Source organism: Shewanella dokdonensis, from assembly GCF_018394335.1.
Lineage (GTDB): Bacteria > Pseudomonadota > Gammaproteobacteria > Enterobacterales > Shewanellaceae > Shewanella > Shewanella dokdonensis.
The window spans coordinates 2601969-2620787 of sequence record NZ_CP074572.1; the positions used below are offsets into that span (position 1 = coordinate 2601969).

At 49.9% G+C, this 18819-nt stretch carries 15 protein-coding genes; 6 read left to right on the forward strand and 9 right to left on the reverse strand.

Annotation, left to right across the window (positions count from 1 at the left end):
• Positions 1-125: 125 nt before the first annotated feature.
• The 6 genes from KHX94_RS12570 to KHX94_RS12595 all read right to left on the reverse strand — a co-directional run bounded on the left by KHX94_RS12570 (position 126) and on the right by KHX94_RS12595 (position 5892).
• Positions 126-1568 (reverse strand): TonB-dependent receptor plug domain-containing protein, encoded by a 1443-nt coding sequence (locus tag KHX94_RS12570; RefSeq protein ID WP_213680903.1) that lies wholly within the window; start codon positions 1566-1568, stop codon positions 126-128.
• Positions 1523-2095: a TonB-dependent receptor plug domain-containing protein gene (locus KHX94_RS12575; protein WP_213680904.1), complete on the reverse strand. Its 573-nt coding sequence runs from the start codon at positions 2093-2095 to the stop codon at positions 1523-1525. The genes KHX94_RS12570 and KHX94_RS12575 overlap by 46 nt, the downstream gene beginning before the upstream one ends.
• Before the next feature lie 180 nt (positions 2096-2275).
• Positions 2276-3085: a class I SAM-dependent methyltransferase gene (locus KHX94_RS12580; RefSeq protein ID WP_213680905.1), complete on the reverse strand. Its 810-nt coding sequence runs from the start codon at positions 3083-3085 to the stop codon at positions 2276-2278.
• 19 nt (positions 3086-3104) lie between these two features.
• A complete protein-coding gene (locus KHX94_RS12585) occupies positions 3105-3860 on the reverse strand; it encodes an ABC transporter ATP-binding protein (protein WP_213680906.1) in 756 nt (251 codons plus the stop codon).
• Positions 3857-4843, reverse strand: coding sequence for a FecCD family ABC transporter permease (locus tag KHX94_RS12590; RefSeq protein WP_213680907.1), 987 nt, complete (start codon positions 4841-4843; stop codon positions 3857-3859). The genes KHX94_RS12585 and KHX94_RS12590 overlap by 4 nt, the downstream gene beginning before the upstream one ends.
• A complete protein-coding gene (locus tag KHX94_RS12595) occupies positions 4840-5892 on the reverse strand; it encodes an ABC transporter substrate-binding protein (RefSeq protein ID WP_213680908.1) in 1053 nt (350 codons plus the stop codon). Before KHX94_RS12595 ends, KHX94_RS12590 begins: the two co-directional genes overlap by 4 nt.
• 411 nt (positions 5893-6303) lie before the next feature.
• Between KHX94_RS12595 and KHX94_RS12600 the strand changes: the two genes are divergently transcribed.
• The 4 genes from KHX94_RS12600 to KHX94_RS12615 all read left to right on the forward strand — a co-directional run bounded on the left by KHX94_RS12600 (position 6304) and on the right by KHX94_RS12615 (position 11631).
• A complete protein-coding gene (locus KHX94_RS12600; protein WP_213680909.1) occupies positions 6304-6930 on the forward strand; it encodes a hypothetical protein in 627 nt (208 codons plus the stop codon).
• Positions 6931-7006: 76 nt separating this feature from the next.
• Complete coding sequence (locus KHX94_RS12605) at positions 7007-8662, forward strand: sensor domain-containing diguanylate cyclase (RefSeq protein WP_213680910.1); 1656 nt, start codon at positions 7007-7009, stop codon at positions 8660-8662.
• Positions 8605-9396: a putative bifunctional diguanylate cyclase/phosphodiesterase gene (locus KHX94_RS12610; RefSeq protein ID WP_213680911.1), complete on the forward strand. Its 792-nt coding sequence runs from the start codon at positions 8605-8607 to the stop codon at positions 9394-9396. Before KHX94_RS12605 ends, KHX94_RS12610 begins: the two co-directional genes overlap by 58 nt.
• A gap of 135 nt (positions 9397-9531) precedes the next feature.
• A complete protein-coding gene (locus KHX94_RS12615; RefSeq protein ID WP_213680912.1) occupies positions 9532-11631 on the forward strand; it encodes a TonB-dependent siderophore receptor in 2100 nt (699 codons plus the stop codon).
• Between the two features lie 53 nt (positions 11632-11684).
• Here the strand turns inward: KHX94_RS12615 and KHX94_RS12620 are convergent, their stop codons facing one another.
• From KHX94_RS12620 to KHX94_RS12630, 3 genes are all read right to left on the reverse strand, one after another.
• A complete protein-coding gene (locus KHX94_RS12620) occupies positions 11685-12203 on the reverse strand; it encodes a hypothetical protein (RefSeq protein ID WP_213680913.1) in 519 nt (172 codons plus the stop codon).
• Between the two features lie 242 nt (positions 12204-12445).
• On the reverse strand, positions 12446-14083 hold the full coding sequence (locus KHX94_RS12625) for an alkaline phosphatase (RefSeq protein WP_213680914.1): 1638 nt from the start codon (positions 14081-14083) through the stop codon (positions 12446-12448).
• A gap of 16 nt (positions 14084-14099) precedes the next feature.
• Entirely contained in the window at positions 14100-15623 is a 1524-nt protein-coding gene (locus tag KHX94_RS12630; RefSeq protein WP_213680915.1) for an alkaline phosphatase family protein, read from the reverse strand.
• A gap of 566 nt (positions 15624-16189) precedes the next feature.
• Between KHX94_RS12630 and KHX94_RS12635 the strand changes: the two genes are divergently transcribed.
• A complete protein-coding gene (locus KHX94_RS12635; protein ID WP_213680916.1) occupies positions 16190-16726 on the forward strand; it encodes a YitT family protein in 537 nt (178 codons plus the stop codon).
• Positions 16727-16980: 254 nt separating this feature from the next.
• Positions 16981-18705, forward strand: coding sequence for a ubiquinone-dependent pyruvate dehydrogenase (poxB, locus tag KHX94_RS12640; RefSeq protein WP_213680917.1), 1725 nt, complete (start codon positions 16981-16983; stop codon positions 18703-18705).
• Positions 18706-18819: the final 114 nt, after the last annotated feature.

Here is an 18819-nt window from a genome sequence, read left to right on the forward strand (position 1 = left end):
TCATTGAAAAATAACCGTTAATAATCGACATAAAAAAGCCGGTGATTATGACCAGTAATCACCGGCTTTTGCTTGCACAGATGAACAGACGAGGTAACAGGTTGCTGTGCTACAACCGGTATTTACTACAGGCGATATTCAATCCCCAGCCAGAAGTTTCGGCCTTGTTCAATAAAGCCTTCAGAATATTCATAACTGCGATCAAACAGGTTGTTAACCGAGGCGTTCAGGCTGAGTCCTTCAAGTAGCTGGTAGTCGGCACGTAGATTAGTGAGGGCGAATCCGGCAGCAATCTGTGAACCATCGTTATTGCCGTAACTAGAGTCACGGATTTCTTCAGACAAGGTCAGGCTCAGTGGTTCCCAAGGGGTAACTTTGATCCAGGCATTCGCCATCTGTTTCGGTAAGCCGGTGATCTCGCCAATCTCTTTACGCTTCACATCGGCGTGTGTGTAGCTATAGCTCAGACCCAATTCGGCGATATCCAGGATCTTGCCTTTTAATCCGAGATCGACCCCGCTGTAATCAACCTGTCCACTGTTGCGGTTTTGCAGGGTGTTAGCATCGATATTAATCGCAAGAATGGCGTCATCCACACGGTTGTAATAGGCACTGGCTTCATAGCTCCATTGCGCATTGATGAGACCGCTATAAGTGATATCGAAGGTTCGTGCCCGTTCCGGTTTCAGCTGTGGGTTTACCAGTGCCACTTGGCCGGTTGCCGGTTTAGAGGTGGTATAGCGTTCTTTTAAGGTCGGGAATCGACTGCGATCAGAGACGGAAAATGCCAGTGAATCCGTGTCGTTGACATGGTATTTCAGCAGCGCCTGCCAGTTGAAGGCGTGTTGATCGTTATCGTCATATTGGGTGATACTGCCATCATCCTCATGCTGCATCCCTTCCAGACTTTTCCGTTTGTCGTAGCTGATACCGGCAACTGCATCAAATTGTTCAGAAATTGCCCATTGATATTCGGATGCCAGAGAGATTGTGCGATCTTTATAGCGATCATAGAGGCCATCTGGCGCATCTTTTTCACGGTGTACATCTTCTTTCCAATGTGCGGCAAAGGACAGTTGATCCCGCTGTCGCAAATCGGCGCTGAGTTGCAAACCTGCACCGTTGCTGAAGTCATCATAACGGCTGTAAAAACCGTTTTTCTGTTGCAGCGCAGATAGCGAGTTGTACATCATCAGGGTGTTGGTAAAGACATCATGATAAACACGACTTTTTAACGTGAAAATGTCATTTAACCGAGTAAATCCCTGATAGTAGTAACTTTCTTTGTTGTAGTCTGGCCATTGCCAGTAACGTGCTCTCTGCCCACTGTTACCCGCATAAGGTGGATTTTGTTTTTCTCCATCCTGTTTGATGTAGGTGAAGGTGTATTCATCGGTGCTATTAGGTGTGATCCCTAACTTGATAATGCCGCGTTTGTCATCGGCGGCGGAGTTGATCATCTTGCCATCGCTGCCTGCAACTTCGTTATCGGTACCATAAGGTAATCCCAGATAATCTTGTTTCAGGCGGCTGCCTGTAAACTGGAGATAACCAAGGTCACTGCGCATTCCCAGTGACAGGTTCGCGTCGTAGGCATTGCTCTTATTGCGGGTGAACCCCCGGTAAGCGGCGCTAGCTTCAAAGGGCTCTTGTGGTTTATGGGTGTTGAGGTTGATGGCACCCCCATCTGGTTGGGCCCCTGCAACAGCGAGGTATACCCCTTGGAAACCTCAACAGAATCCAGATTGGACGTGAGGAAACGTCCAAGATCTAGGTTGCCGTCATAGGGGACATAAATTGGGATACCATCGTAAAACACTGGCACCTGCCGACTATCAAAACCACGAACCTTAACTTGTAACTCATTACGGCTGCCAGACTTTTGCAGCGATACCCCAGGGATCACGCTTAATGCTTGGGCAACATTGGTTTTACCTAGTTGTTCAAGGGTTTGCTGATCAATTCTGGCGCTGGTATCGGCAATCTGGCTGCCCCATATGGTCAGGCGTTCGGTGTTGCTGTCGTCATCCGCCATGGCATATTGTTGACCACAGATAGCAATAAATATAATCAACGATAGTTTGTTAAATTTCATAATGAACCTCAATATCGTTATATACTTTACTATATAACGATGATTATGCCAAAGAATGGCAGTAAAAGCTGCCTATCAGAGAGCTGAAAGGCGGTGATTATCACAGTGGCAATTAGAAAATTGCCTTTTTATAGTGGCTTGCCCGCTATCTAACCTGCGGCAAGCCTGATCTGGATTGCTTTACAGGGTTTGGGTTTTATCCCAATAAACCAGCGCCCAGTCTCTGGACGGCGGCACGATAGTTTCTCCCAAGCGGCGTTTGTGCTGATAGAAATCAAACAGACGTTGCTGTTCTACTTCATCCAATGTTCCCAGTGACCAACTGACAGAATCGGCGAACTGTTCAAACGTATCTGTCTTGTTCTGGCAGTTGGGGCCGCGGATATAGTCAACTTTAGGGTTGATGCCCAGCTGATACAGAATATTCACAGCAAAAATGTAATTGGGAAGTTCTACTACCTGGCGGCCAATAGCGCGCTGTACGGCGACATCCACAAAAGATGTTGCCACCGTATGGGTGGTATAAATGCGCAGCCGGGTGTGGTTATTTAGTTTGACCAGCGCCTGACGCAGATCTGCCACCAGCGTAGAACGCGATGCGATAGCAATGTCACATTCTGGAATTTCTGACCAGTCATCTTCCCAAGATTTGTTGATCAGCGTGACGTTGTTCAGCCCCATGCCATGGGCACGTTTGCCCGCTACTTCTAGCATGCCGCGGCTATAGTCCACCCCATACACATGGGTGAGTGATGATGCCAGATTAAGACATACAGAACCCGGACCACAGCCAATATCCAGCAGCGTGCTAGCACCTTGCAGTGACATTTTCTGTTGTAGTTGCAGCAGGTAGGGATCTTGCGGGTTAGCACATACTTCTGCCATTTTTTCTGCGCGCGCATCCCAGTGTTCCGGTGCTTTAGTGCTGCGACCGGCCTGTTGCATCTGTTGCCGATATAGTTCGGCAAAGTCTAACTCGTCCAGTACCATTTAGTGATTCCTCATAATCTTAAATTTCGATTCCCAGATGGTGTCTGATATCGGCTTCCTGTACATCATAGAGCGCTGCCAGTTTTTGTCCTGTGAGCATGGCCGCAGCGCTGCCTTGTTGTGCTCCCTCTTGTGCCGACAATAGCACCACCCGATCCGCGATTGCTCGGGCGTGTAGCGGGTGATGCGTGGACATCAGCAAGGTCATCCCTTCGCTTTTTAACTGGCGCACCTTCTCAAGCAGGGTGATCTGGTGACCAAAATCGAGACTCGCTGCGGGTTCATCCATTACTAGCAACTTGGGTTGTTGGATCAGTGCTCTGGCAATTAATACCAATTGTCGTTCACCGCCACTGAGTGACGGATATTGCCTCGCCGCCAGATGCACTATGCCTAGATTTTCCAGCAGTTCCAGTGCCAATCGCCGATCCTTTGCTGCCGGGGAGGCAAATAGGTTCAGGTGGGGGCTACGTCCCATTAGCACCATATCCAATACGCTGAACGCAAACGGCCCATCGTGTGCTTGCGGGACATAAGCCATCCATTTCGCTAATTCAGGTGCTCGCCAGTCACTTATCTGACGTCGCTGCAACAGAATATTGCCGCCTTGCAGTGCTAACCGTCCCAGCAAACTGCGGATTAAGGTGGTTTTACCGCAACCGTTAGCCCCCAGCAGACAACAGACCTCACCCGCTTCGATGTTAAACGAGATTTGCTGTAGCACCGGGTGCTGTGGGTAACCGATGGCCGTATTGGCAAACTGCACTAGCGTCACAGTCGTTCCCTCCGCATCAATAGCAGTAGGAAAAATGGGGCGCCGATCATGGCGGTAATAATCCCCAGTGGCAGTTCTACCGTGCTTACCGTCCGCGCCAAGGTATCGGTCACCAGTAACAGAATGGCACCTACTGCCATTGACATAGGTAAGAGCCGTTGGTTATTGGCACCAGTAATGATGCGACAGATATGCGGCACTACCAGCCCCACCCAGCCGATGATGCCCGCAATGGCGACGGCACTGGCGGTGACCAAGGTGGCACTGACAATAAAAATGACTCGCAAGCGAGTGACATTGACCCCCATAGCACTGGCTTCTTCATCTGGCAAACTCAGCAGATTCATACGCCAGCGCAGCAACCACAGCGGCAATATGCCTAATAGTGTCAGCGGTGCGGCAATCTGTAAGTCACTGGCGGTAATGGTATTGAGCCCACCAAGCAGCCAAAAGGTAATGGACGGTAGCTCGGTATAAGGGTCGGCCAGCACTTTGATCAATGAGATCATGGCGCCGCAAAGAGTACCGATGGCGATACCGATAAGCACTAGCGACAGCACAGGATCTTGGCGCCGCGTGAAACGGGCGATAACACAAACGAGTGTCACCACCAATAAGCCCCCGGCAAATGCTAATCCCTGAATAAACAGCATGGATAATCCCAGCAGTATCGCAATACTTGCGCCCATACCTGCGCCAGCGGCAACCCCTAGAATATCCGGTGATACCAAGGGGTTGCGGAACATCCCTTGATACGCGGTACCTGCTGCCGCTAACCCTGCACCAATGACTAATGCGGCCAACATGCGTGGCATGCGGATTTGCCAAAAGACAATCGACAGGCGGGGATCTTGCGGCTGATTACCCAATAGCAGTTGGCTGATATCGCTTAGACTCAGCGGATATTTACCGGCTGTCAGCGCTAATATCATGCCTGCCAGCAGTAATAACCCCACAACGGCGGCGATGGGAAAATACTTCATATCGCGGTTACCAGTGTCTGATAATCCTCATCACTGAGCGTACTATGGAAAAATTGCCGGAAAAACTGCTGCATTTCTGCTTTAAAGGCCGGACGCAAACCACTATCCAGATGGGCTTGTAGTCTTCTCAGCCCCAACAGACGATTCACTCCCGGTGGCGCATCGAGCCAACCAAACGGAAAGCGTCGATATAACAGTACCTGTTGTTGTTTTACTGCTTGAATTCCCTGCCATTGTGGTGATTGGCGGATATACTGCCAAGTAGCTTCGTCTTGCGTAATGATCAGATCCGGTTGCCACAGCAGCAATTGCTCCAATGACACTTGTGCCAGTCCTTTACGATCACTGTCTCCGGCCACATTTCGCAATCCCAGCAGTTCAATCGCTTCCGTGTGCAGCGAGCCCGTCAAGCCCGTTTCCAGCCCTCTGGCGCCTCGCGCAGCATAGAAACTCAGATTTTTTCCGGTACTGGCTGCGAAGGTTCTGGCATCACTGAGGATCTGTTCTGCGGTAGCTGCTAATTGTGCTGCCTGGGAATCGACGCCAAGTACGGCTCCCGTTTGCTTCAGTTGTGCCGGCGAATCAGCCAGCTTGCCACTGACCAGCAGATAGGGGATGCCCGTTTGCGCGACTGTCCGTTGCGCGACAGAACGGAAGGTATCGCTGATATTGCCACAATCAATAATCAGGTCGGGTTTGAGTGCCAGTAACTGCTCCAGCGACAAGGTACTCGCCCGTCCGGCAAGTCGCCCTAGTTTGGGCAGGTTTCTTATCGATGGTGCTAACCATGGTGCACCTTGGCGCAGATCAAAGCTGGAAAAACCGGTAAGCAGTTGTGGCGCTAACGCCAGTAACAACATATCCGCTGGCGCCCCGGCGCTTAGCACTTGGCGTATGCTGCCAGGGGCAGGCATGTTGCCAAAGGGTAATAACAACTGCGGGTCGGCAGTTGCCAGTTGTGGAAACGCTGCCAGAACGCCACATCCTGCCAGTCCCTGTATTAATAAACGGCGCTGAACATCCATAAAACCTATCAGTCCCGAAGTCATTTCGTTATATACTTCTATATATAGCGGTATGCTATTAAAATAACGGTTTATGTCAAGGTAACTGAATGTGAGCTTAGTTGCATATTTAAAGTTGCGATAATGCTGATATTCGAGGCCATCTTGCTAAAATATGCGTGTTTAGTTCCACATCTGCGCCACTGGATCTGCGACTAACGACTGACGAAAGCGCTATCTTGCTCCGAAAAACCACAAATTTATGACACTGGTCGTACCCTGAATATTCCCCATAGCGAATATTCAACGGGCATGTTAGGCTGCTGTTTAAAACCTATGAATAAGTTATGGTTTTTCAATTGAATAGCGTTTGCTATCTGTGTCGATGGACAACCAAGCCGCAGTCGTAGTAAGGAGTTTTGACCGCATAATCCACGGCAAAATTAAGGATGAATCATGATTCGCCATTGGGTGGAACAACTGAAGGAATTCAGTGATAGCTCTGCGCAATTGCCAGGCATTCTTTGGCTGCTCGCCTATGGAATGCTGGCCGCAGCTTTGGGGATATTGTTTCAACAGTCATTGTTTCTGGTGCATTTAGATGCGGCCGGTGCCTTGGTTTTGGCATTAAAATGTGTAAAACCCAAGCCTGTTGGTGCTGATTTCTGGCTTATCATCGGCATACTGCTGTTAAGCATCATCGCAAATATTATATTCTATCGTGAGCCTTTGCCGCAGGCGGCACTGATTTCGGCAACGGTCGTGATGCAAGGATTACTTGGTGCTTGGTTACTGTCATGGTTTGGTCACCAGCAACAGGAACTGAACAGTTTTGAAGGCATGATAAAGTTGCTGTTTATCGGTGCCATTCTGCCTGCTTTATCTGTAGTCATATCCCCGCATTACTGCCTTATAACGGTGTCGAGGAATATGTACTGCGCTGGTCGCGGTGGCTCAGTAACCTCGGGCTGTCGACATTATTATTCACTCCCCTGTTTGTTTATGGCGTGGTATTACCGCGTAACCGTTTTGCCAAACAGGATGCACCGTTACCGTCCTTGTTATATTGGGCTTTGGCGTTGACCGTTACCGCTTGGACTTTCAGCCAGTTTCCTTTCAGCGAACATCAAATCCCCTGCAATGCTTGTTACTGGTGTTCATGCTTGCCTTGTACGCTGTGAGTTTTTCTATCAAATTTAATAGCTTGGTACTTTGTAGCGTCGGTCTGGTGGCGCTTTGGTCGTTGCAGTTACGGGCGGCCGAGTATGATATACACCAGCGCCTCAACGATTTTGTATTGCTCGCGTTTTTTATCTTTGTCATCTTCAGTGTCAAATTGGCGGTCTGTGTGTTGATCAACGAAAAAGTGATGGTGTTTAATAAGAGTCGCCGTAGTCGTCAGATGTTTGAAGTGCTCAGCAGTGTGAATCAAAACCTGATTGGCTTTGACAGCAGTGAACAGGAAATCTTCAGTAAAGTCTGCCGTATCATTACCGAAGATATCGGGTTGGAGCAGACCTGCGTGATGGTTTTCCAGCCATATACTGGGCGTGTGGATGCGCCCCATACCTACAAGGTGGCCTGGCGCTATGTGTTCCCGGAACATGACTGTTCTCACGGTAGCGGCGTGTTTCCGATAGAGTTAAGTCGTATTTCCGAAGCCAATGGCTTCAAGGCGTTACAGCACAGCGGTTGTTGCTCTGGCTGCGGTTGGTATCGTCAATATGAAACGATGAAATCCTTCCCTATCTATCGTTCCGGTCATATACATGGCGTGCTTACGGTATTCGATGGCAACGGTTTTATTTTTGATGCTGATATGCACCGCTTGTTTGAGGATTTGGTGAAAGATATCAGCTTTGCGCTGACCTCTTTGGATGATCACATCCAGTTGAAATTGGGGTATGAAGCGTTTGAATACAGCCAGGAAGCCATTATCATCACCGACCCTCAAGGTAATATTATCAACGTCAATCCCTCTTTCAGCCGCATTACTGGTTACAGCGCAGAAGAAGCGCTGGGGCATAATCCGCGGCTCTTGAAATCTAACAAGCAGTCTGATGAGTTTTACCGCGAGATGTGGCAGACCTTGCTAGAAAAGGGCAGCTGGTCAGGTGAATTTTGTAACAAGCGCAAAAATGGCGAGCTATACGTGCAGCGCGGGACTATCTCGACCGTGACCGATCAGCGCGGCGAGGTAAAACATCTGATTGCGGTGATGGAAGATGTGACCCGGCAGCAGCAGGCGGAAGAATACGCCAGGCGCTTGGCAAATTTTGACACGCTTACAGGGTTGCCCAATCGCAATAAACTCAATGATGTGTTTTTCAAAAGCAGTAATCAGGCCGAGAAACAACGGCGTTCGCTAGCGGTAATGTTCATCGATCTGGATGATTTTAAACATGTTAACGACGCCATGGGGCATCAGTTTGGCGATGAAGTGTTAAAAGCGGTTGCTGACCGTTTGCAACAGCAGATAGATCTGGATGACACCTTGTTCCGTTTCAGCGGCGATGAGTTTTTGCTGTTATCGCCGTATGACAGTGTTGGCACCATAGAGCTAGCACAGTCGTTGATTGCTTCTGTCAGCAAGACTTTCACCATTGGCGGTAAGGTGATCAATATCGGTTGTAGTATTGGCATTGCCATTTCGCCCTCTGATGGCCTGACCATAGATCAACTGGTGGGCAGTGCTGATGCTGCCATGTATCGCGCCAAAGGTGCCGGCCGCGGCACTTATGCTTTTTCTCGGCAGACATGCAGACCGATGCCCTGGAAAAACTCAACCTCAAACATGATCTGGCGCTGGCGATAGACAACAATGAACTGTGTCTGCATTTTCAACCCAAGGTCAATATCAAGGATGATGTGTTGATTGGTGCCGAAGCCTTAGTGCGCTGGCATCATCCGCAGCGGGGAGAGTTGGCGCCTGGGAGCTTTATTCCGCTGGCTGAAGAATCCGGCCAGATCGTGATGATCGACCGCTGGGTTCTGGAAGCGGTTATTCGACAACTCAGTGACTGGATGCAGGCGGGGTTTGAGCCGTTGCCGATAGCACTCAACCTGTCACTGCCTATGTTTCAGCGGCCTCAGTTTGTCGATGAGGTGATCTACTTGCTCGAGCGTTATCAGGTTCCGGCTGAATTACTGGAATTAGAGGTGACCGAGCGAGTGGCGATGGGCGATTTAGATTATACCGTCAGCACCTTGCGGGCATTGAAACAAGTGGGCGTCAGCATCTCTATTGATGACTTTGGAACTGGCTATTCAAGTCTGGCATATCTTTATGATTTTCCTATCGATACGCTTAAAATTGACAAAGCGTTTGTCAGTGACATTACCCACAATCGTAAGAAGCAGGGGATTGTTAGCGCCATTATTTCACTCAGTATCACCATGGGCTTAAAGACAGTGGCTGAGGGGATAGAAACCATTGATGAAAAAGTCTACTTGCGCAATCTTCATTGCGATTGTTATCAGGGCTACTTGTTTTCCCGACCTGTGACTGCTGAAACCTTTTGCTTACAGTATCTTGTTGCAAAACCTTAGGTTTTACGTGACATCTAACGCCCGTTTAGCTTGCATCGCATAAAACAGCAAAAACAAAGATATTAATTGAAATGATAACTACTATCATTTACGATTTTGCAAAATTTCATTTCCCCGCTGTTTTTAAGGTGTCAAATGCAGTTTCCTTCACTGATTTCTGTTGCTGTACTCAGTGCGTTATACGCTACCCCTAGTTTGGCTGATGAGATGGCCAAAGCGTCTGATAACAATATTGAACGTGTTACTGTGGTTGGTCGGGCGCAGTCTTTGTATCGTAGCAATGATGGTTCGTTGGCTACCCGCACCAACACGCCGATCGAACGCACCCCACAATCAATCCAGATTTTGCCGGAAAGCCTGATTGAAGATCAGGCCGCACTTGAAGTCACCGATTTATACCGCTCTATTAGCGGTGTTAGCCAGTATGCTTATTCGGCGGTGACGTTTCGCGGATTTCGTCAAGATGAGATCCTCTACGATGGTGTGCGTGGCGATCCGTTTAATGGTTTTGCCATCCCGCAACTATTCAATATTCAACAAGTACAGGTGCTTAAAGGGCCTAGTGGCGCTATTTATGGCGCGGGTTCTCCTGGTGGCTTGATCAACTATGTCACCAAGAAACCAGCATATCAGCACAATAACAGCATCAAGCTGGGCTTAGGCAATGATGATTTTACCAATGGCAGTGTCGAGCTGACTGGCCCGGTGACTGAGAAGGGTGATCAACGTTATCGATTAGGCGTTTATCAGGATCATGAAAATCCGTATCGCTACAACACCGATGTGCGCAACCGTATTATCGATGCTGGCTACGCGTTTGACTTAGGTGATAGCACTACGCTGACATTACAACTGACGGATGTAAAACAGAATTATGGTGGTGCGCGGTTACGAGGTATCCCAGCAGATCGCGCCGGGAATTTCCTCGCCAGTATGCGTTGGAACAGCAATGAAAAATCCGACTATCAGCGGCTGGATGCCACTGTTTATCAGGCACGGTTGGAGCAGGATATCAACAGTTGGCTCAGTGGTAATGTGACGCTGCGTTATTTCGAAAACACCGAAGAGCAGAAATATCATGAGCCAACGAGCATGGAAGATACCGATGCTGACGGTGTCGCAGACTGGGCAGCTCGCCAGTATCGCAACCAGACGCGTGACACCAAGGCCGGATCGGTGACGGGTAATTTGGTGGCGGAATTAGGACAACATACTTTACTGCTCGGCGGTGATCTGTTCCGGCAGAAGGAAGGGTTTTATTATCTGCGCGCCACCGCATCCGGCGGGGTGCTGGGGCTGAGTTACACTGATCCGCAGTATGGTGTAACGGATGTGGCCAGTTATCAGCAAAAGCTGAATACAGACTCTGATACCACCGCGTTACGTTATGGGGTGTACTTCCAGGATCAATGGCGCATTACCGAGGCTTGGGATGTGCTGACCGGGGTGCGTCTGGATGGTTTTGATGACAAAGTGGTCGACAATCTCCAGGTCAGCCGGGATGACTATGATGACAGCGGTATCAGTTACCGCATTGGCAGCACCTACAAGATCAATGAACATCTGCATCCGTACGTGACTTGGGCCACGGGCTTTGTGCCGCAGGATGCTGCCAGCCAGCTCAGCAGCAAGGGCGGGCCGTTTGATCCAGAGGAAAGCAAGTTGGCGGAAGCGGGGGTTCGTAGCTTCTGGTTTGATAATGCGATAAATATCAATGTTGCGGCCTATCACATAGTGCGTGAAAACATTCTGCAAACCAATCCATCGGATACCGACAAACTGGAGGCTTTGGGGAAGGTGCGCAGTCGTGGACTGGAACTCGATGTGCTGGGGGATCTGACCGAGCACTGGGTACTGAATCTAAGCTATGCCTACAATGATACCGTGGTAAAAGATGCCACCAATGGTATCAGCCGGGCGTATAGCGATCGCTTTTCCAACGCGCCGCGCCATCAGTTAGGCTTGTGGAGTCGTTACGATATTACCGCGCTCAATTCCGCCATTGCCTTTGGTGCTGACTATGTCAGCGAGCAGTTTGATCAAGAAGGTGGCCGCATCAAACCTTACACAGTATTTGATGCCTCATGGCAGAGCCACTGGCAAAACTGGCAGTTCCAGCTCAACATCAAGAATTTGTTTAACAAGGAATATGCCGTCAGTGGTCTGATCAATCGCACTGGACAATTCCCCGGTGAACATCGGCGGCTTTACGCGTCGGTCACTTATCATTTCTAGTTTATAAAGGTTAAAAGGTCGATGTCAGGGCATTGGCCTTTTAACCTTATTTATCAATGGTGATGGCTACCCAGCGGATTACCGTGACTATCATAGGCGGCGTGCTCGCTATGCTCGACAAAGCCCTGATTGATCATCTTCGCCAGGAACGGATCCTGTTCATTGTCACCAACGTCGGCAAAGTCGGTGCTTTTATAAGTTTGCCACTGCTGAAAATGCTGAGTCACATCGTCAGTAGCAACAAATTGTTGTGCCTGCCAACGGCTAACTTTGCCCTGTACTGTTGTTTCTAACGACAGCGGTAATTGCAGCGCGGTGCTCCATAACATGCGGTAATGCACTTGATGATAATCGCCTTCATAGGCTTCGGCCTCTGCGCACGCTGACTGTGGCTCTTTGGTTAATACTTGACGCAAATGCGCTGCGGCGAAGCTTTCAATCTCTGTCTGCGATACCTGCACTCCTAGGGTTCTCAGATCGCCCATGTAGTAATCGATGCGGCGCTTGGCCTCGCCAAATACCCGGCTGAATTGTGGATGTTGCGGATTATCAAAGTTCCACCATTCGGCCACTTGGTTTTGCGGGTTGTAGAAGACTGTTTGTACCGCTGGCGCAGTAACAGCAAGGTGCCCTGTTTTTCGCCGCTGAGCTGGTACTGTATGCCCCAAGTGTTGGATGGCGCACTACTGGGGCAAAATTCTGCGGCACTGGCGATGGTTGGCAGCAGTAATAACAGCATTGGAAGCAATTTCATATAAGACTCCAAAGAATAAAAGGAACAGCAGCTGACCGCCGCTGTTCCGTTACCGATGCATCAGTTTTGTGTCTGTGCCGCTTCTGCACGACCTACCAGATTGGCTGCGTAGTTCATCACATGGAACAGCATGTTCTGTTCCACTGAACCCGTAACCAATTGCGCGCCAGGGCCCATCGCATAAACAGCAACGTCTTCCCCAGCATGGGTTTCACTGCCTAACGGCACGGTGGCTTCCTGACGGTAGTCCACATCGGTGACGTTATACAGGTTCAGGTCTGGGCGGTGGTTATCCTGGTTAATTGGATCGCTATCAAATCCAAAACCAGGGCCGTTGGCATAGCCCAAAGTGGTGTATGGCATACCGTTGCTGTCGGTGCTGTAAGTGGTTGCGGGTTCCCCACTTTCATTAACCCCACGTACCAACCCCAGAATCGGGTTTCCGCGTACTGGATAACCGGCAATGGTGAACACATGGCTATGGTCAGCGGTCACGAGGATCAGCGTATCTTTATCGGCTTTTTCCATGGCAACGCGTACAGCGTCTGACAATGCCACTGTATCTTCCAGTGCCCGAGCGGCATTACCGGCATGATGGGCGTGGTCGATACGGCCACCTTCCACCATCAGGAAATAGCCTTTATCGTTTTGCTTCAGCATTTCCAGGGCGCGGCTGGTCATCTCTGCCAGTGAAGGTTCACCAGCACCATCGCCATCAACGCGGTCAGCTTCATACTGCATATGGCTGTTTTCGAACAGTCCTAACAGATGTTTGACACTGCTGGTATCCACGCTCATAAACTGGTCGCGGTTCCAAACGTAAGCACCATCGCTGTATTTGCTGGTCCATTCGGCGGTGAGATCGCGGCCATCGTTACGGCGACCGGCGCTACCATACTCAGGATCCGTTGCAGTATTTGGCATAAAGTAAGTCCGGCCGCCGCCCATGGCCACTTCCGGCCCATCTCCGTAAGGAAAGTCGATAAGCTGTGAGGCGATATCTTTACAACCGGCATTCAAGGCGGCTGGTGACATCTCCTTGTCAGATTCCCAGTTACGTTCAACCGAATGGGAATAGGTTGCCGCTGGTGTCGCATGCGTCAGGCGGGCGGTAGAAATAATCCCGGTACTCATCCCTGCGATTTCGGCCAGTTCCAGCGCGGTCATCACTTCATGACCAGAACTGGTACTGCACTCATCACGGACTGCGGCATCAGATACCGAAATAATGCCATCTTTGGTCTTCACGCCCGTGACGATTGCGGTCATGGTTGGTGCCGAGTCAGGTGTCTGCTGGTTGGCAGAATACGTCTTCACCAGCCCAGAATAGGGGAAGGTTTCAAAGCTCAGGCGGTTTTCTTCACCGCTGTTGCCTTGTTGTTGCCCCTGATAGATGCGGGCGGCGGTCAAGGTAGAAATGCCCATGCCGTCACCTACGAACAAAATGACGTTTTTGGCTTTACCTGCCGGGTCACTGACACTGTTTTTGCTGGCGTTGGCAACGGCGGCTTGGCCGGCCATAAACCACTCGTTAGCAGCCGTGTAATCACGGCCATCAGTGCCATTCTGGCCATTGCTGCCATCGCTTCCCGCAGGGCCGGTGGCTCCCGTATCACCTTTATCGCCATCACTGCCACAGCCGACTAACGTCAGCGCTGACAAGGTCATCATGGCTAGTACAATTGCTTTCAATTTCATCTTTGCATCCCTCAAATCAGTACTTGCTGCCACCCAGAGCGCCTGCCTGGTTCATGACATGGAAAATGACGTTCTGTTCAACGCTACCCTGGAACAGCCAGGCCCCAGGACCTGCGGCATAAATCGCGACATCTTCGGCCGCATGGGTTTCACTGCTCAGAGGCACTTGTGCTTGTTGCAGGAAATCCACCTCGGTGGTATCTATTGCGGTCAAGTCGTCTCTGGCTCCGGTTTTGGCGCCAGGACCATTGGTGTAACCGAGCGTGGTGTATGGCAGGTTGTCAGCAGCCATCGCAGGTGTGGTGCTGATGGTTTCGTCATTAGGCTCATGCACCAACCCGAGGATTGGGTTACCGCGAGCTGGGTAACCGGCAATGGTGAAGGTATGGCTGTGGTCAGCAGAAACAATGATCAAGGTGTCCTGCAAATCCACTTTATCCATGGCGGCCTGTACGGCGTCAGACAAGGCAACGGTATCTGCCAGTGCGCGCGCCGCATTACCCGCATGGTGCGCATGGTCGATGCGGCCACCTTCTACCATTAGGAAATAACCTTTGTCATTTTTCTTAAGAATATCAATCGCCTTACTGGTCATTTCAGCCAGTGATGGCTCGCCAGCGGTATCGTCAGCACGATCGGCTTCATATTGCATATGTGACGCTTCAAACAGCCCCAGCAAGTGGTCAGTGGTGCTGGCATCTACCGCATCAAAGGCTTCTTTGTTCCAGACATATGCTGCATTGGTGAATTTCTCACCCCAGGCTGCTGTTAGATCATTACCATCGGCACGGCGCCCTTTTGCACCTTCACCGTCGATTACGGTATTGGGCAGGAAGTAACTGCGACCACCGCCCAAGGCGACTTCCAGACCATCACCTGGCGCGTCCATCACCAACTGGTAGGCGATGTCGTGACAACCATTGGCAACGGCTTCAGCGGTGAGATTGCTGTCGGCTTCCCAGTCACGTTCTGGCGTGTGGGCATAGGTTGCCGCGGGAGTGGCGTGGGTGATCCGGGCGGTAGAGATAATCCCAGTGGATTTGCCCAAGTCTTCTGCCAGTTCCAAGGCGGTTTTCAGCTCATTGCCTTTGCTGGACAGGCAGTTACCGCGAATGGATTCGGAGGATACCGACAGCATGCCATCTTCCGTTTTGACGCCAGTGATCATGGCGGTCATGGTTGGCGCAGAATCTGGAGTCTGCTGATTCACTGAGTAAGTTTTTGACAATGCACTGTAGGGGAAGGTCTCAAAACTCAAACGGTTTTCTTCGCCGCTGTTACCGGCAACCTGTCCCTGATAGATACGGGCTGCGGTGAGGGTTGATACCCCCATACCATCGCCAACAAAGAAAATAATATTTTTAGCGGTACCAGTATTACGTGCTTCGGCGACTTTGGCCGCGACAGCTTCCGCACCGGCGGTGAACCAGCTGCTTTGCGTTTGTGAAGCGGGCAAAACGGCGGCATTGGCCACACTGCTCACCAACGCGGTTGCGACAGCCGTGGTCAACACGGCCAGAACCTGGGGTAGGGTTTTCATTGCTATCCTCGCGTTATTCCTGTTGTGATTTTGTGCCGACAATCATGTCGGTCAGCGCCGATTCTGGGCGATTCAGATGACACTAATGTTGCTGCAAAGTTAAACATTTTTGTGTTTATCTTTACCCAGGTTATGCAACTGTGCTGATAACAAAATCTGCCCTCAGTGATATCCCAATGAAAACTATTCAACTGTGGTTGATTAGTTTGCTTAGCGCAGTGCTATCTTTGGAAAAGTCGTATGTGGAATGTATTGTTTATGTACTGTTTTTCGTAATGATGCGGTTTATAGCGAAAAAATCTTGACTTGTTGAACTCATTGTTCTCAAATATGGACTTTCCTTGAACGCACCATAATGTTACAAAAGTGTTCAGTTAATTTGCCACTACCGCGGATCGCAGATTTATTCTGTTGCTATCTTTTTATGCAAAGTGGTGACTAAAATAGCACTTAAAGTGAAAAATTAATCATTATAATAAACGGTGTTTTCATGGAATCTGTTACGGCTCCCAAGCAAGGTCATTCCTTGCTCGAGGATATTACTGCCCTGTTTATCGGCAGTTGTTTTGTGTCGCTTGGCGTGTTTTTTACGTCAGGCAGGTTTGCTCACCGGTGGAACCGCGGGTCTATCGTTGCTGCTGACTTATCTGACCCCTTTGTCTTTCGGGCAATTATTTGTGTTACTGAACTTGCCGTTTTTCTGGCTGGCATGGCGCAAGATGGGGCGGAGTTTTACGTTAAAGACCTTTATCTCGATAGTGGTGGTATCGGTCATGAGTGATCACCTAGAGGCTGTGCTGGGATTCACTCAACTCAACACCTTGTACGCTTCATTAGTGGGTGGCTTGCTGTTGGGAATGGGACTGCTGATTATGTTCAGGCATAAATCCAGTCTCGGCGGATTTAACATTTTTGCCCTGTATATGCAGGACAAGTTTAATATCCGTGCTGGCAAGTTACAGATGGTTCTGGATTGTGCCATCGTCATTGCCTCGTTCTTTATTATCAGTCCATGGTTGCTAGCGCTGTCAGTGTTTGGCGCCGTGGTCACCAATTTTGTACTCGCAGTTAACCACAAACCTGGTCGTTACTGCGTGTCCTGAACCCTGAGTTTCTCAATCTCTGAGAAGTTCATTCCGGCCCTTCATTTGAAGGGCTTTTTTATGCCTTAATAGAATCCATAGCTATATCCATATAAAAACTTGCCCTAATAGTGCATAAATTTGATCTTGCGCACATTTTTGAAGCGAGGGATGATATGTTTTGTAAGAAAATTTCAATTTATTCAGCTATAAATTAGCGAGTCACTGAATTAATAAACTGCTATCAGTGATTAAAAACAGTGGAGTGTATTGTTATGGGGCAAAGTATTGCGTATTTCATCGCTGACACCCTGAGTAAAGCGGGTGTCAAGCGCATGTGGGGTGTTACTGGCGACTCGCTGAATGGTATCAGCGATAGCTTGCGAAAAATCGGCACCATCGAATGGCTTGGTACTCGTCATGAAGAAACAGCGGCCTTTGCTGCGGGGGCGGAAGCCAGTATCTCCGGTGAATTGTCTGTCTGTGCCGGTTCCTGCGGCCCGGGTAACTTACATCTGATCAATGGCTTGTTTGACTGTCACCGCAACCGCGTTCCCGTACTAGCGATTGCCGCCCATATCCCTTCCGCTGAAATCGGCACCAACTATTTCCAAGAAACCCACCCGCAAGAATTATTTAAAGAATGCAGCGTGTTCTGTGAACTGGTGTCTAATCCAGAACAGATGCCTTACTTGCTGGAAACCGCCATGCGACAAGCGATACTGCATCGTGACGTAGCTGTGATTGTGCTGCCCGGCGATGTAGCGTTAAAACCGATGCCGGAAGGGGTTGACCCCAAGTGGAGTTTGCCAAAGCCCGCCACCTATCTTCCTGCTATGCCCGATATTGAAACACTGGCGCAGCGGTTGAATGGCAGCAGCAAGATTACGCTGCTTTGTGGTGCTGGTTGTGCTGATGCCCATGATGAAGTAGTGGCGCTGGCCGCCAAACTGCAAGCGCCTATTGTCCATGCGCTGCGCGGTAAGGAATATCTGGAATACGATAATCCCTACGATGTGGGCATGACTGGGCTTATCGGTTTCGCTTCCGGTTACCATGCGATGCGCCAGGCCGAGACCGTGCTGTTGCTTGGCACCAGCTTCCCTTATCGGGCATTTTATCCAGAAAAAGCCAGCATATTGCAGGTGGATAACAACCCGGCATCGCTTGGTCGTCATTGCCAGATTGATTTCGGCGTGTTGGGCGATATCAAACACACCATTGATGAATTGTTGCCGCTGATCGATGAGGGTCGCTCCCGTAGCCATCTGGATCAGTGTTTGAAAAACTACCATGAAGCCAGAAAAGATCTGGACGACCTAGCCAGTGGCAAAACCTCCCACAACCTCATACATCCACAATATCTGGCACGGCTGATCAGTGAAACTGCCGCCGAAGATGCGGTGTTCACTGCCGATGTGGGCACGCCGACGGTTTGGGCTGCGCGTTATCTACAGATGAATGGCAAACGGCGGCTGATAGGTTCCTTTAACCACGGCTCAATGGCCAATGCCTTGTCACAAGCGATGGGCGCTCAGGCCGAAAACCGTCAACGGCAAGTGGTTGCCATGTGTGGTGACGGTGGTTTCTCCATGCTGATGGGGGATTTACTGTCGCTGCGGCAGTTGAAATTGCCAGTGAAAATCGTGGTATTCAATAACCGTTCGCTAGGATTTGTGGCGATGGAAATGAAGGCGGGTGGTTACCTCTCCAACGACACTGACTTGCAAAACCCCAGCTTTGCCGCGATTGCAGAAGCTTGCGGGGTTCGCGGTATTCACGTGGACGATCCTAAAGCCTTGCCGCAAGCGTTGCAGGATGCCTTCGATGATGAAGGGCCGGTCGTGGTGGAAGTGGATACTGCCAAGCAGGAACTGGCCATGCCGCCACAGATCAAGTTTGAACATGCCAAAGGTTTTAGCCTGTATATGATGAAAGCCATTATCAATGGCCGTGGTGATGAAATTGTCGAATTAAGCAAGACTAACTGGTTCCGTTAAGCGTTTATCGTCTGTCTCTATCAGTTAACGACAACTTAGATAATCCGGTGCAGTCACCGGATTATTTTTGTGTTCGCTATTACGGAATACATGCCAACATGTTTTACCCCGTGC

Bases quoted from the DNA above. Each gene is read 5' to 3' on its own strand.
- KHX94_RS12570 (WP_213680903.1), bottom strand. From the start codon at position 1,568: ATGCGCAGTGACCTTGGTTATCTCCAGTTTACAGGCAGCCGCCTGAAA.
- KHX94_RS12575 (WP_213680904.1), bottom strand. From the start codon at position 2,095: ATGAAATTTAACAAACTATCGTTGATTATATTTATTGCTATCTGTGGT.
- KHX94_RS12580 (WP_213680905.1), bottom strand. From the start codon at position 3,085: ATGGTACTGGACGAGTTAGACTTTGCCGAACTATATCGGCAACAGATG.
- KHX94_RS12590 (WP_213680907.1), bottom strand. From the start codon at position 4,843: ATGAAGTATTTTCCCATCGCCGCCGTTGTGGGGTTATTACTGCTGGCA.
- KHX94_RS12595 (WP_213680908.1), bottom strand. From the start codon at position 5,892: ATGACTTCGGGACTGATAGGTTTTATGGATGTTCAGCGCCGTTTATTA.
- KHX94_RS12600 (WP_213680909.1), top strand. From the start codon at position 6,304: ATGATTCGCCATTGGGTGGAACAACTGAAGGAATTCAGTGATAGCTCT.
- KHX94_RS12605 (WP_213680910.1), top strand. From the start codon at position 7,007: ATGCTTGCCTTGTACGCTGTGAGTTTTTCTATCAAATTTAATAGCTTG.
- KHX94_RS12610 (WP_213680911.1), top strand. From the start codon at position 8,605: ATGCAGACCGATGCCCTGGAAAAACTCAACCTCAAACATGATCTGGCG.
- KHX94_RS12615 (WP_213680912.1), top strand. From the start codon at position 9,532: ATGCAGTTTCCTTCACTGATTTCTGTTGCTGTACTCAGTGCGTTATAC.
- KHX94_RS12625 (WP_213680914.1), bottom strand. From the start codon at position 14,083: ATGAAATTGAAAGCAATTGTACTAGCCATGATGACCTTGTCAGCGCTG.
- KHX94_RS12630 (WP_213680915.1), bottom strand. From the start codon at position 15,623: ATGAAAACCCTACCCCAGGTTCTGGCCGTGTTGACCACGGCTGTCGCA.
- poxB (WP_213680917.1), top strand. From the start codon at position 16,981: ATGGGGCAAAGTATTGCGTATTTCATCGCTGACACCCTGAGTAAAGCG.